General features: G+C 71.6%; 10 protein-coding genes. 8 read left to right on the top strand and 2 right to left on the bottom strand.

All coding sequences use genetic code 11. The annotated features are described in order from the left end of the window. Nucleotides 1–292 precede the first annotated feature (292 nt). Nucleotides 293–1924 (top strand): CehA/McbA family metallohydrolase, encoded by a 1632-nt coding sequence (locus tag OG776_RS08745; RefSeq protein WP_187286038.1) that lies wholly within the window; start codon nt 293–295, stop codon nt 1922–1924. Nucleotides 1925–2087: 163 nt separating this feature from the next. Here OG776_RS08745 and OG776_RS08740 read toward each other — a convergent pair whose 3' ends face one another. After that, the gene (locus OG776_RS08740; protein ID WP_329319927.1) at nt 2088–3242 is read right to left on the bottom strand and encodes a DUF3103 family protein; all 1155 of its coding nucleotides are present in this window, start codon (nt 3240–3242) and stop codon (nt 2088–2090) included. A 718-nt stretch (nt 3243–3960) separates the two neighbouring features. Between OG776_RS08740 and OG776_RS08735 the strand changes: the two genes are divergently transcribed. The 4 genes from OG776_RS08735 (at nt 3961) to OG776_RS08720 (ending at nt 8701) form a co-directional block, all read left to right on the top strand. Then, nucleotides 3961–5877, top strand: coding sequence for a glycoside hydrolase family 5 protein (locus OG776_RS08735; protein WP_148014192.1), 1917 nt, complete (start codon nt 3961–3963; stop codon nt 5875–5877). 145 nt (nt 5878–6022) lie between these two features. Continuing rightward, the gene (locus OG776_RS08730) at nt 6023–6574 is read left to right on the top strand and encodes a YciI family protein (protein WP_148014191.1); all 552 of its coding nucleotides are present in this window, start codon (nt 6023–6025) and stop codon (nt 6572–6574) included. Between the two features lie 436 nt (nt 6575–7010). Beyond that, nucleotides 7011–7556 (top strand): hypothetical protein, encoded by a 546-nt coding sequence (locus tag OG776_RS08725; RefSeq protein ID WP_329319925.1) that lies wholly within the window; start codon nt 7011–7013, stop codon nt 7554–7556. A gap of 365 nt (nt 7557–7921) precedes the next feature. Then, nucleotides 7922–8701 carry a hypothetical protein gene (locus tag OG776_RS08720; protein ID WP_329319923.1) on the top strand — a complete coding sequence of 260 codons (780 nt, stop codon included), beginning with the start codon at nt 7922–7924 and terminating at the stop codon, nt 8699–8701. Between the two features lie 221 nt (nt 8702–8922). Here the strand turns inward: OG776_RS08720 and OG776_RS08715 are convergent, their stop codons facing one another. Next, nucleotides 8923–9594: a hypothetical protein gene (locus OG776_RS08715; RefSeq protein ID WP_329319921.1), complete on the bottom strand. Its 672-nt coding sequence runs from the start codon at nt 9592–9594 to the stop codon at nt 8923–8925. 172 nt (nt 9595–9766) lie between these two features. On the opposite strand from OG776_RS08715, the gene OG776_RS08710 reads away from it, so the two are divergent. The 3 genes from OG776_RS08710 (at nt 9767) to OG776_RS08700 (ending at nt 14230) form a co-directional block, all read left to right on the top strand. Next, on the top strand, nt 9767–10975 hold the full coding sequence (locus OG776_RS08710) for a HupE/UreJ family protein (RefSeq protein WP_148009620.1): 1209 nt from the start codon (nt 9767–9769) through the stop codon (nt 10973–10975). Nucleotides 10976–11101: 126 nt separating this feature from the next. Continuing rightward, nucleotides 11102–13081 carry a purple acid phosphatase family protein gene (locus OG776_RS08705; protein ID WP_148009621.1) on the top strand — a complete coding sequence of 660 codons (1980 nt, stop codon included), beginning with the start codon at nt 11102–11104 and terminating at the stop codon, nt 13079–13081. 75 nt (nt 13082–13156) lie between these two features. After that, nucleotides 13157–14230, top strand: coding sequence for a WxL protein peptidoglycan domain-containing protein (locus OG776_RS08700; RefSeq protein ID WP_329319918.1), 1074 nt, complete (start codon nt 13157–13159; stop codon nt 14228–14230). Nucleotides 14231–14314 lie beyond the last annotated feature (84 nt).

Raw genomic sequence — 14314 nt, 5'->3', positions numbered from 1 at the left:
CTGAGGAGAGACGGTCGCGGCACCCGTCCACGCGCACCTGCCCCAGGGCGCGCGAGGGACGGGTGCCGCGACCGTGCGCACGTCACGGCCGGGGACCGGGACGCGTCGGACGTACGGGGTTGCCGTTGCCGGACATCCGCGCCGTCATTGGTCCTGACCTGCGGCGACGCGGGGCAGTGCGCCACGGGCAGTTGCCGTCCGGGCCATCCGGGACTCACGCGTCGTTCACCGGGGCGTATGAGAGTCCAGGACATCCCCCCGTATCCACCACGAAGAACATTGCTGAGGACACATGTGCCTTGACGGACACTGCGAGAGCCACGTGGACATCTTCGAGCCCGAGGCGCGAGGCGACGGCGAGGCCACCGGCACGCTGGGCCGGCGCCGGCTGCTCGCCGCGGGTGTCGCGGGCGCCGCGGCCCTCACCCTGGCCCCGGTCTCCTTCGCGGAGGCGGCCGACGGCACCACCGCGGGCGCGCCGCCGAAGACCGGCGAGGAGACCCGTGTCATCACCGGGCTGCTGCCCACCGGTGTCGCCGACTTCGTCTACCTCCCGGTCGAGGTCCCGCGCGGTGTGCAGAAGATCGCCGTCTCGTACTCCTACGACAAGCCGGCCGTCCCGTCCGGGACGCCCGGCAACTCCTGTGACATCGGTGTCTTCGACGAACGCGGCACCGAGCTGGGCGGCCGGGGCTTCCGCGGCTGGTCCGGCGGTTTCCGCACCTCGTTCGAGATCAGCAACAGCGAGGCCACCCCGGGCTACCTCCCCGGCCCGGTCGGCCGCGGCACCTGGCACATCGTCCTGGGCCCGTACCAGGTCGCGCCCCAGGGCCTGAACTACCGGGTCCAGGTGACCCTGACCTACGGTGAGCCCGGCCCGGCCGCCGTCAGGAACTTCCCGCCGCGACGCGCCAAGGGGCGTGGCCGCGCCTGGTACCGGGGCGACTGCCACCTGCACACCGTGCACTCCGACGGTAAGCGCCAGCCCGCCGAGGTGGCCGCCGGTGCGCGCGCGGCGGGGCTCGACTTCATGGTCTCCACCGACCACAACACCTCGTCCTCGCACGGTGTGTGGGGCGAGTACGCCGACTCCGAGCTGCTCATCATCACCGGTGAGGAGGTCACCACCCGCAACGGCCACTGGCTCGCGCTCGGCCTGGAGCCCGGCGAGTGGATCGACTGGCGTTACCGCAACCGCGACGACGCGTTCCCGCGCTTCGCCCGTCAGGTGCGCCGCAGCGGCGGCATCGTGGTGCCCGCGCACATGTACTGCGCCTATGTCGCGAGCCAGTGGAAGTTCGGCTTCGAGGACACGGACGCCACCGAGGTGTGGACCGGTCCCTGGACGTACGACGACGAGCACGCCATCAGCACCTGGGACCAGAAGATCGGTGAGGCGGTCCGCAGCGGCGGCGACTGGGTCCCCGCGATGGGCAACAGCGACGCGCACAGCGAGCCGCAGGTCATCGGCATGCCGCACAACGTCGTCCTCGCCGACGACCTGGCCACCGACGCGATCATGGACGGGATCCGGGCGGGCCGCAGCTACATCGCGGAGACCTCCGCCGTGCAGCTGACCTTCACCGCCTCCGGAGACGCCCGGCAGGCGGGTATCGGTGAGACCCTCAAGGCGGCCGCCGACGCGCCCGTCGACATCCGCCTCGACGTGAAGGGCGTGCCGAGCGGCACGGTCCGCTTCATCACCGACGAGGGCCAGATGCACCAGGAGTCGGTGGGCGCCTCCGGCGAGGGCACCGTCACCTGGCGGACGACCACGTCGCTCGCCGCGTACGTGCGCGCCGAGGTCCGCCACCCCATGGCGGACGGCACGCCCGGCCAGGGCAACACCATGGGCGCCGCGCTCATGTTCGGCCCGATGGCCGCCCTCACCAACCCCATCTTCCTGAAGAAGACCGGCCGGTGATCCCCGCCGCGGTCCGCCGTCCGGCCACCCCGCGGTGACCTGACGGCAGGACGCGGCCGAGCCGTGCCCGGGACGTCCCCGGGCACGGCTCGTTCCGTTCACGGCCGGTTCCGTCCCGGCCACCCCGTCCCGCCGGGAGCGCGGCGGCCGGGCGGGAGCGGACTCAGAACTCCTGCACGAAGTACGGCTCCACGGTCATCCAGCCATTGCCGCGCGCCCCGTAGCGGGTGCCGTTGTCACTCCGGGCGAGGGTGTACCAGGAGTCGACGTAGTCGGGATCGTCGGTCCACCAGTCGTCCGGGATGGCGTCCAGCACCGCGTTCACCAGCGGGATGTAGGTGCCCTGGTCGGTGATTGTCAGCAGCGCCGTGGCGATGGCCTTGGCGAGGTCGCGGTAGTTGGTGCTGCCGTCCTCCTCCATCATCACGGCGTCGGCCAGGTCGTACTTGTAGTTGGACCAGTTGACGAGGATCTGGTTGGGCCGGTACACGGTGCCGTCGTTGTCGAGATACGGCATGTCGACGGGGTCGACCCGCACCTGGCCGTCCTGCCCGAAGCCGGTGACCAGCGTGTAGATCTCGGCGTCGCCCTTCACCCAGGGTTCCTCGTCGTCCGAGAGCTCCACCGCGGTGACCCGGCTGGTCCAGAAGCCCGCGCCGGCCGCCCGCGCCCGGTCGGACGGTGCCGTCCGCGGGTGCGCGGCCGGGGCGGCTGAGTCGAGGCCGTACCGACGGAACTGCTCGTCGAGCACGTCGAGACCGGCGGCGAGGGCCTTGGAACCGTCGATGTCGACGACGTAGACGGGGTGGGCGGGCGCGTGGCGCGCGTCCAGGGTGTGCGCGCGTCCGTGGCTGTCGTAGGCGACGACGGTGGCGGCGTGGTCGTCGGAGGTGGCCGGGGCGACCCACGGAGCGGCGCCCGAGGTCAGCGCGGTACGCATGCTGCCGGCTCCGAGACGCAGCCGGAGCAGCGGACCCACCTTCGCGTCCAGGCCCTTGGCGGTGGCGATCCGCCGGTCGGCCGCGGCCAGCGTGGCCCGCAGCCCACCGTGGGCCCGTCCCGCGAGAGCGGTGACGGGAACCTCGTCCGAGGTGAGCGCGGCGTGCTGGACGCGGGCGCGCCAGCCGGAGTCCGCGAGGGAGCGGGCGATCGCGCGGGCGGCCTGGTCCTGCGCCGCGTCGACCGAGACGGCGGTGGTGGTGGCGGGGGCGGCAGCGGTGGCCCGCACGGCGCCGGCGGTCTGGCCGGCGGACAGGGCGAGCAGGGATCCCACGAGGGCGGCGACGGCGCCGCGCCGACGGGATTGACGGGGTCTCACTGGGGCGATCCTCCTGGAAACGGGGGGACGGATGGTCGCTGTCAGCGGAGCTGGTCGAGCTGGTCGGACAGAGGGAACAGGGCGAGCCGGGGAAGCCGGACATGCCGGTGGTCCCTGGGGAGCCGGTGAAGCGGGAAAGCGGAATGCGGCGAAGCGGGAGGAACGGGAGAAGCAGGTGTCTATGCGAGTAGATACCCGGCGGTAATGATGGCGTGCTCATGCCCAAGCAGGCAAGAGCCGGGGAGCTCGCGTCACATGAACAACTGGCTTTCGGGTGGCGGGTGTTGTCACCGAGAGCAGCGTGCGGCGACCTGGCGGACGGCTCGCGCAGGCACCGGCTGCCGACACCGAGCCCGAGCGCGGCCGGACGTGCGTGCCGGGGTTTTCCCTTTGCGTGTACCGCGCCGCGCATGGCGCCGCGCCGCGCACGCCGCCGCGTTCGGCGTTGCGCACGGCGCCGCGTTCGGCGTTGCGCACGGCGCCGCGTACCGCACGGCGCACGTCGTCGGGGCGGCCCGGAACCTCCCCCGTGGCACCGCCTTCCCGCTAGGATCCGGGCTGTGCCCGCGGGCGGAGGGAAGGCTCAAGTCCCCTCGGTGTCAACGTCGTTCCGGTGGCCGTTCCGGTCCGGCGCGCATCGCCGCGACCCGTGCCCCCCGAGGCGATGTCCGGCGCGCGCACCCCCGTCCGTGCACCACCACCCACTCGCGGAGGTCCCATGGCGACGCGCAGACTTGGCAAGTACCTGACATTAGCGACGGCGGCTCTCCTGCTGCTGGCCACGGCGCCCGGGGCCGTCGCCGCGACGAAGGAGTCTCCGGGTGGTCCGGCGGTCTCCGCCGACGCCCCGGCGGCCAGGACCTGGCAACCGCCGCTGTCGACCCGCGGGCGGTACATCGTCGACGCGGCGGGCAACCGTTTCCGGCTCGAGTCGGCCAACTGGGACGGAGCACAGGGCTCCTGGACCGGCAGCGGGAGCACCGCCGACCCGGCCGAACACCACGCGGGCCAGAACTCCTACGGCGTCCCTCTCGGCCTGGACCGCGTCCCCCTGGCGCAACTGCTCGGCGACTTCCACCGGCTCGGCATCAACAGCATCCGGCTGCCCTTCTCCAACGAGATGATCCACGCCACGGCGCCGGTACCGGACGCCGCGGTGACGGCCAATCCGCAACTGCGCGGCCGCACACCCCTCCAGGTGTACGACGCCGTCGTCGCCGCCCTCACCGGAGACGGGTTCGCGGTCATCCTCAACAACCACACCAACACCTCCCGCTGGTGCTGCGGCATCGACGGCAACGAGCGGTGGAACAGCGCCCAGTCCACCCAGCAGTGGGCGGACGACTGGGTCTTCATGGCCCGTCGCTACGCGGGTGACCCCGGCGTGGTGGGCGCGGACCTCTACAACGAGGTGCGCCGGGACGTGCTGGACGATCCCAACTGGGGTCAGGGCGACGCCCACGACTGGTACGCGGCGGCGCAACTCGCCGCCGACCGCATCCTGACCGAGGCCGACCCGGACCTGCTCATCGTCATCGAGGGCATCAACTGGACCGGCCTGCCGGTCGACGGACTGCCGCACGGCCGGCCCACCCTCGCTCCGGCCCGCACGCTCTCCCACACCCTCGTCGCCGCCCACAAGCTCGTGTACTCCGCCCACTTCTACGGATACACCGGCCCCAGCCACAGCGGCGCCACCGGGATCGGCGAGACCCATGACGCCCGCTACCAGGACCTCACCCGGGACCAGCTCTTCCAGACCCTCGACGACCAGGCCCTCTTCGTCGAGCAGGGGAACCAGCACTTCACCGCACCCGTCTGGGTCAGTGAGTTCGGCATCGGGGCGGGGGAGACCGGCACGGCCGCCCGCACCTGGTTCGGCAACATCACCGACTACTTCGCCGACCGCGACGCCGATTTCGCCTACTGGCCGCTCGTCGGGTGGGAAGGACACGACGACTGGTCCCTGCTGCGCTACGACACCGCGGGCAACCGCTACGGCATCCTCGACCGGTCCGACTGGCGCGCCACCGCGTGGGACCGGCTCATGAGCGCCCCGACCCGCACCGGGCCGGTCGTCACCGTCGCCGGCTGGCACATGCTCACCACCGACCACGGCGACCAGGTGGAGTCACTGCGGGTGCGTGCCGGCGGTGACTGGGACCCGGGCGCCTACAAGGCGGCCTGCCCCGACGGCGAGCGGCTGATCGGGCTCGGCCACACCGGCGGCCGCGGACTGTGCACCGACGTCACCACCGGGGACCTGCGCGCGGCGGGCGGCGGGCAGACGGTCGTCACCGACGAGCGCAACGTCCCCTCCGGCGGCGACTGGGCCTCGGGATACACCAAGTTCCAGTGTCCCCAGGGGAGTTACCTGATCGGCTACAGCCGTCGGGGTGGCCGCACCTCGGCGGCCCTGTGCGTGCCCGCCCGCGCGGCGCTGGGCGGCACCGGGCGCACCGTCTGGTTCGACCGGTCCGACAACCGTCCCGCCGGCGCCTCCGGCGGCGACTTCGCCTACGGCGACTACAAGGGCCAGTGCGCCGACGGCGAGTACGCCGCCGGGATCGCCTTCACCACCCGGCTGGGAGCCAACCCGGGCCCCGCGGCCCTGTTGTGCCGCGCGCTGAGCTGATCCGTCCGGCCGTCGCGCCGCATCGGCGCACCCGTGCGTGCCTCGTGGTCCGAGGCGCGCACGGGCGCGCCGGCCACGGCGGCCTTCCCGCCCGCACCCGGTCGGCCCGTTGAGATGTGGGCGCGCGGCGGGGAGAGTCCGGGGCATGGAGTTTCTCTGCTACCACCAGGACCGGGCCGGCTGCCTCCCGTTGCGCGGCCGACTGCTGGAAACGCACTGGTCCTACATGGACGGCTACGCCCGGGAGATGATCGCCCGCGGCCCGACCTTCGCCGAGGACGGCACCCTCACGGGCAGTGTGCACCTCGTCGATCTGCCGTCCGCGGCCGCCGCCCGCGCCTTCGCCTTCGACGAGCCCGGCTACCAGGCCGGTGCGTACCGGGACGTGCTGCTGCGCCGGTGGCGCAACACGCTCGGGCGCACCATGTGGGACTTTCCCGGTGGCCGTACCGGTGGGAACCGGTATCTGGTACTCGGGCTCGGCGAGGGGGAGGCCGCCGATCTCGTCGTACCGCCAGGCCGGGAGGAGGAGCTGATCGCGTACGGGCCGCTGCTGTCCGACGACGGGGCCGACTGGCTGGGAACGGCGGCGCTGCTCCGCGCGCCGGACGGGGACGCGGCGGGCGCCGTGCTGACGGCGGACCGGTACGCCTGCGTCGAGGTCCATGACTGGCGGTTCGGCGGGCGGCCGTCCTGAGCGGACGCCGCGCCGTCCCGTCGTCGAATAGCCCGGTCGGGTGAAGGCCGGCCGGCGTCAGTCCCGGCCCGGCCCAGGCGTCCTTCCCGAACGGCGTCCGCCGACCGCTGCCGGAGGGTGTGGCGGACGCCCGGACGTGGCAGATGGGGACGGGGCGGCACGGCGTGTCGGTCGTTCACGGCCGTGTCGGCGCGGCGTGGCGCACGGTTCCGCGCGCCGCGCGCCCGTGCTCGTTGGACATCAACTCCCTTTTGTGTGAGGCGAATTGGAGAGACGGTCGAGCACCCCCGAGAGTGCGCGCCCGAGCCTCGTGCGTCCATTCGGGTGCCTGTGATCGTAAATCCGCGTGTCCGATATTGAAGATAAAGGGATTATCGGTACGTTCACTCACAGATCGGCCGGTGCGGCCGACGTCTCAGAGATAGGGAAAACCGACATGACCACGCGCAACATTGCGGTGACTGCCACCGCTGCGGCCGCTGCGGCCCTTGTCGCCACGGGCGTCACCTACGCCTCGGCCTCCTCCGCTCCCGAAGCCGCGCCCGCCGTCCAGCAGGTTGCCCCCATGGGTGGCGACAGCGGACAGTCGAAGGGCAACGAAGGAGGAGGCGGCGGCAACCGTGGTGGCGGTCGCCACTACGAGGGCCGGATCGACTTCAACGAGCGTTCGTACTCCGCTCGCTCCTGGGGTTGCATCACCGTGGTCAGCGGTCTCGGTTCCCGCAGCTTCAACGTCCGTAACGACAGCCACAAGACCGTCGAGGTCTTCCGTGGCGCGACCTGTGACAACGGTTCGCCGCTCGCCACGGTCGGTCCCTGGAGCACCAGCAACGGTGTCGTGCCGTTCCGCGTGCACGGTGGCGTGAAGGTCCGCGACGGCGTCGTGGGCAGCTTCCGCGTCGTCGAGAACCACCACGGTGGTTACGGCGGCGGCTACGGCGGCGGCGACCGTGGTGGCTTCGGCGGCGGCGACCGCGACTAGTCCCCACGGGAGCGTCCGCACCACAGGGAGACTCCGGCCCGCTGCAATCGGGCCGGAGTCTCCGGCATGTGGGGAGGCTTCCAGGGGCGCCGCCCGCGTGAGCCCCGGGGCCCACGGGAAGGGTCGCGCCCGGTAAAACCTGTTACGCCATACTAAGTGTTCTTCGGCCGTTCCGCGTGTCGCTCCACGCGGACCCGGGCATCGGGGCTTTCGGCCCCGCTCGCCGGGCCGCCCGTGCTCTCACTCACCCACCAAGGGTCGCCGAAGAGGATGAATGTTTAGCAGACCATATGCGCGTCGATGTCCGGGGCGGCGATCTGGTGCTATCTCTGTCGGCTCAGTGTCCGTCAACCGTTGAGAGCGCTATGAAACTACTGTCCAAGGTATTCAGACAGCCGAAGAACTCGGCCGACGAGGTGATGCTGAGGCTCCTCGAGGAGAGCGCCGAGGACGCCGGTCACTGGGCCGGCCGCATGCCGCGGGAAGCCGCCGGACTGGTGCGGAGGGTCCGGATCTACACACTCGCCTCGGCGGGGCTCAGCCTCACGGCGGGGCTGCTCGTCTGGCCCGCGATCGCCGAGTCCTCGCAGTTCGGCGCCCAGGTGGTCGTCTCCGCGCTGTCGGGGCTCGCCGCGCTCGTGATCGTCGCCCCGCACGCCAGCGGTCTGAGCGATCGCGCCGACGAGGCCATCAAGCTGTGCAGCGCCTACAGTGCCGTCTACCGTGACCTGCTGGCCGCGAAGAGCCGCCTCGAATCGGGATCCACGGCCGACTTCTCGCACGCCGCGGACATCTTCCGCCGGTTCCAGCACATCCAGGAGCGCAAGGACGCCCTCGGGCTTTCCGCGGGTAACGGACGGGTGGCGGGGACGGTCGCCCGGATCAAGGGCCACGGGAGACCGGGACGGGTCATCACCGGCGTGGCCCGGCGGGCGGAACTGCCCCCGGGGACGTACGCCCTGGAGAGCGGCCCCATCGCGGACCGGGTGATTCCGGCCGTGCCGGCGCACACCTCGCCGAGCCGGTACCCGGAGGCCCTGGTGCCGTCCGACTCCGACACCCCGGACCGCCGGCCAGACATCCCCTCCCCACACGGGATCCGGAGCCGCGGGGCGGCGCTGGTGGCGAACCTGCACAGAAGATGACGCGCGGTGCGGGACCGTTCCGGCCGCGACGGTGACCCGTCGTCGCCGGACCCGGATCCGGACCGGCGGACCCGGCCCGTCGCACCGTACGGGAGAGCTGTGGCCGCGCCGGCCGTACGACCGGGTGCGGAACCGCTCGTCAGGGCCCCCGTTCCGGAGACGGGGGCCTTCGGTCGTGGAGCCTCGTACCCCGCTCCTCCGCCGGTCCCACGGTCCCGCCGTTACACCTGGTCGAGCCAGAGCACGATCCCCGTGAGCCCGTGGAGCACGGCCGCCACCCCGGCCCTGACGGCGGCCGAGCAGCGCCGGTCGGTGAACGAACGCGCGTCGTAGGTCGACGACATGCCGAGGCCCTCGCCGCGGAAGGACGCGCCGGACCAGTCGACGGCGGTCACGTTCGCGGTGGGCTCGGCCAACTCGGCGCCCACGACGAGGAACTGCTGCGCGAGATGGTTCGGGGTGACCATCGCCAGGGGGTCGACGAGATCGTTGCCGGCGCTGATGACGAGGTCCGGCCGCATGTCGAGGGCCCTGGTGATGCCCGGGACGAGGTCGGAGGCGTCCGAGGCGGTGACGGTGCGCAGCGAGAGGCCTTCGGCGTCGGCCCACGACCTGACCGCCGTGACGAGGGTATTCGTCGGGCCGTCGTGGCCGGCGGTGAGCAGGACGACCCGGTAGTCCTTCGGCGGGTGGACGCCGTTCCAGGAGCCGGGCCGTGGGGTGGTGGTCGCCTCGGGACGGGGCTGCCGGGCGGGGTCGACGAAGCCGGCGCCGAGGGCGCCTACCGGGGTGGGTCGGGGGTGTGGACCTGACCAGTCGTCGCCGGCACCGCATCCGGTGACCAGCGCGGCGACCGCGGCCAGTGCGGCCAGGACGCTGAGCGGGGGGCGCAAGGTGTTCGTCCTTCGGGTGGTGGCGGGCGGTACGCCACCATCCTGCGCTCCCGGCCGCGGAGTTCCCGCCCCGGAGAGCCGGTCCGCACGCTTGTTCTTGTGGCGTTCGCCGACCCGGCGGCGCGAGTTCACCGATGACATGGAGCGTGCACGGGCAACCCGAAGGAGCACCATGTCACGACTGTTCCGCCGCGGCCTCCTCGCCCTCGCCGCCGCGGTGTTCACCCTCCTGTGTGCCGGCGGCCCGGCCGTCGCGCACGGGTTCAGCTCGACCGTCTACGTCCATGTCAGCGAAGCGGACGGGGGCCGGCTGCGGACGGCCGTGGACGTCGAGTACGACCTCTTCGTGGTCTCCGCCGCCGACTCCGGACACGACGACCCGCTGTTCCGTGCCGGCACCGCCGCGTTCGACGCGGGGGACGCCGCCCAGCAGGGCGCGGCGCTCCGCGCGCACGCGGGCTCCGCCATGACGTACGTGACCGACCGGTTCTCGGTCACCTCGGGCGGGACGGCCTGCCGGGCCACGCGGACCGGCGACTTCACCATCGGACGCCACGAGGGCGTGCCGTACGCGGGACTGGTGCTCGACTGGACCTGTCCGGCCGAGGGCGCCGACCACACGGTACGCAGCGGACTCTTCCCGGACACGGAGGGCTACGTCCGCGACGCCAAGACGATCGTCACCTACGAGGTAGGCGGCCGTTCGGGCAGCGCGGCGCTCGACGGGAAGCATCCGTCCTTCTCGATCGGGCAGTCCTGGTACGAGCGGTTCTGGGAGTTCTTCCGCCTCGGCGCGGAACATCTGCTGACCGGCATCGACCACATCCTCTTCCTGCTGGCGCTGATCGCGGGTTCGCGGCGCCCGCGCGAAGTCGTGCTCGCCGCCACGAGTTTCACCCTGGCCCACTCGGTGACCTTCCTGCTCGCCGCCCTCGGCGTGGTGGACGTGCCCCCGGCGGTGGTGGAACCGGTCATCGCCCTGTCCATCGCCGTCGTCGCCGGCTGGTACCTGTGGCGGGTGTGGCGGCGCGGGAACACGGCGCCCGACCTCGGGTCGACAGGGGAGGGGCACTTCGGCCTGGACCGCGCGGGCTGGACCCGGCTGGGTGTCGTGTTCTGCTTCGGTCTCGTGCACGGGCTGGGCTTCGCGGGCGCCCTGGGTATCCACGACGCGTGGTCGTGGACCCTGCTCTGGTCGCTGCTGGTGTTCAACGTAGGTATCGAGGCGGTGCAGCTGGCCATCATCACGGTGGTCTTCCCGCTGCTGCTCCTGATCCGCCGTCAGGCACCGCGGACCGGCCTGTGGACCACCGGGACCATCTCCGCGGGCGTCGCGGCGATGGGCCTGGTGTGGTTCGTGCAACGTGTGTCCCTCGCGTGAACCTGTCCAGACATCTTGCGGTGTTCAGTCAATCCGGAGATCGCATTTAACTGTTCTTTACCTTCGGCCGCGAACTTGACGATCTCCACACCATGCACATCTCCCGTGCACAGAAGGAACACAGCAATGAGATCGAACCACTCCGCGCGGGCTTCCGAGCCCGCGCAGCGCCGCATGGCCCGAGGTGCCGCCGCGGCGTTCCTGGGTCTGACGGTGGCCCTCGGCTCCGGCCTGGCGGCCGCTCCGGCCGAGGCCGCCGGTACCGACTCGGTCACCGGCATCGTGCTGGGCGTCGGCGCCAACGAGTCGCAGCGCACGGTCACCTGGTACACCTCCGCCGACACCGCGCAGAAGGTCCAGATGGTCCCGACCGCGCAGCTCGCCGGCGGCGACTTCCCGGCGGACGCGGCGACCTTCGACGCGACCGGCGGGGCGAACATCGCGACCAGCGGCGGCTTCAACCGTCACGCGACGATCACCGGCCTCAAGGAGAACACCAGCTACTCCTACCGGGTCGGCACCGAGGGCAACTGGTCCCCGGCGTACTCCTTCAAGACGCAGGACTTCGAGGGCAACTACGACTTCCTGTTCTACGGCGACCCCCAGATCGGCTCCTCCGGCGACCTCGCCAAGGACCAGGCCGGCTGGCAGGACACCCTGGACGTGTCGCTGGCCGCCAACCCGAACGCCGAACTCCTGGTGTCCGGCGGCGACCAGGTCGAGACCGCGAACACCGAGTCCAACTGGAACTCGTTCCTCGCTCCCGACAAGCTGCGCCAGTACCCCTGGGCCGCCACCATCGGCAACCACGACGTCGGCGGCAAGGCGTACGAGCAGCACTTCACCACGCCGAACACCGACCGCTCGGCGCCGTACTACGCCAACGGCAACCCGGCGTCGAACACCTCGGGCGGTGACTACTGGTACATCTACAAGGATGTGCTGTTCATCGACCTGAACAGCAACAGCTACAACCCCTCCACCGGTGGTGGCGGCGACGCGGCGCACACCGCCTACGTCAGCGACGTCATCAACAAGCACGGCTCCGAGGCCAAGTGGAAGGTGCTCGTCTACCACCACTCGATCTACTCGCCGGCGTCCCACGCCAAGGACGGCGACAACAAGACGCGTCGCGTGGACTTCCCGACCACCTTCTCCAAGCTCGGTGTCGACCTGGTGCTCCAGGGTCACGACCACAGCTACTCCCGCAGCTACCTCATCAAGAACGGTGAGAAGGCGAACCCGGCCGAGCAGCCCGGTGCCGCCGACGTGTACCCCGGCCCCGGCGGCGTCCTCTATGTGACGGCCAACTCCGCCTCGGGCTCGAAGTACTACGACATCACGGCCCCGGACAGCAGCGGCACCAGCGGTGCGGGCAACGGCGCGGACCCGCTGAACCCGAAGAGCTACTGGTACAACTCGGTCCAGAACCAGGAACACGTCCGCAGCTACGTCAAGGTCCAGGTGCGCAACGACAAGCTCGTCGTCGAGAACCTGCGCAGCGGAACGTGCGCGGCCCCGAACTCCGAGGTCGAGCACGGTCTGTCGTGCAGCAACACCACCGCCGACCAGCCGGTGGGCTCGACGGTCGACAAGGTCACCGTCCACCCCTACCACGGCGACAAGCAGGACCTCCAGGTCAACGTGCCCAACCCGGCCCCGGGCGAGTTCGGCTGGACGATCGACGGCTACAACGGTCTGGTCGACCTCGGCACCGCCAAGGAGCAGAACGGCGACCACTTCACGGCGACGGGCAAGATCAACCCGCTCCTCGTCTCCGACAGCCGCCGTTCGCTCGCGCCCTGGTCGATCTCGGCCAACGTGAGCGAATTCCGGGACGCCGACAAGACGTTCTCGGGCTCCAACCTCGGCTGGACGCCGTTCGTCCTCGACGGCGGCGCGGGCGCCAAGCCCGGTGACCCGGTCGCCTCCGGCTACGACGACCACGGCCAGGGCCTCGCGCTCTCGCGTGCGCTCGGTTCGGCCGAGCAGGGCCACCCGCGCGGCCAGGCCCGGCTGGGCGCCGACCTGGATCTGAAGATCCCGGACAGCGTCGAGAAGGGCGGCTACCGCGCCACCCTGACGATCACCGCGCTCAGCAGCTGATCCGACCCGTTCCACCGGGCGGGGCGGTCATCCTCCGGGTGTCCGCCCCGCCCTCCCTCCCAGGAGATCCCCGACATGCACCCGCCCGTACCGCGCCGTACGACCACGGCACTCGTCCGCGTCGTCACCCTGACCCTGCTCCTGGCCTGCGCGTTCGCCGGCCTGCGGGCCGTCCCCGCCGCGGCGGCCGACGGCGACGTCACCTGGACGGTCAGGACGGCCGCGAACGGGTACGGCGACGACCGCTCCAGCTTCAGCTACGGGGTCAACCCCGGCGGCCGGATCAAGGACGCCATGGTCGTCGCCAACCACGGAAAGACACCCCTGACCCTCGCGGTCTACGCCGCCGACGGGTTCACCACCGACACCGGCCAACTCGACCTGGTCACCAAGGACAAGAAGTCGGTCGCCGTCGGCAGCTGGGTCCACGCCGACCACCCCACCGTGGTGGTCCGCCCCGGCAAGTCCGTCGAGGTGCCCTTCCAGATCGCCGTGCCCGGCAACGCCTCACCCGGTGACTACGTGGGCGGTGTCCTCACCTCGCTGCGGCAGTCCGACGACGCGCAGGGCATCAACGTGGACCGGCGCCTCGGCATCCGGGTCAAGCTGCGCGTCAGCGGCGAACTGAAGCCCGCTCTCGCCGTCGAGAACCTCCGCGTGGACTACAGCGGTTCGGCCGATCCCTTCGGCACCGGCGACGCCACCGTCACATACACCATCCACAACACCGGCAACGCCATTCTGTCGGCCCGTCAGACCGTGCGCACCGAGGGGCCCTTCGGCTGGTGGCGGACCGACGCGGGCCGTGTCCCCGCGCCTCCGGAGCTGCTGCCGGGCGAACACTGGAAGGTGAAGGTGCCCGTGCACGGGGTGACGCCCGGCGTCCGGCTGACCGCGACCGTCGACCTTGTCCCGCTGCTCACCGATGCCTCGGGCACCACCACCTCGCTCAAGCCGGTCCTGGCAACGGCGAGCGCCTGGACCGTCCCGTGGTCGCTGCTGCTGCTCGTCGTGCTGCTGGCCGCCGCGGCCGTCGGGGCCTTCCTCCTGATCCGCCGCGGCCGGATCCGGCGCAAGCGACGCGAGGACGCCCGCGTCCGCGACGCCGTCGCGCAGGCCCTCGACTCGAAGAAGGAAGAGGTCGGGTGAACCCGTGCGGGTCCGCGCCCACCGTTCTGGTGACGGGAGCGGACCCGGACGCGGTCCCGTCCGCCGGGCCGGTGACGGGGAACC

The sequence above is a fragment of the Streptomyces sp. NBC_01689 genome (assembly GCF_036250675.1).
Lineage (GTDB): Bacteria > Actinomycetota > Actinomycetes > Streptomycetales > Streptomycetaceae > Streptomyces.
The sequence above is the reverse complement of the archived record's forward strand: the minus strand, read 5'-3'. Positions and strand labels throughout refer to the sequence as shown.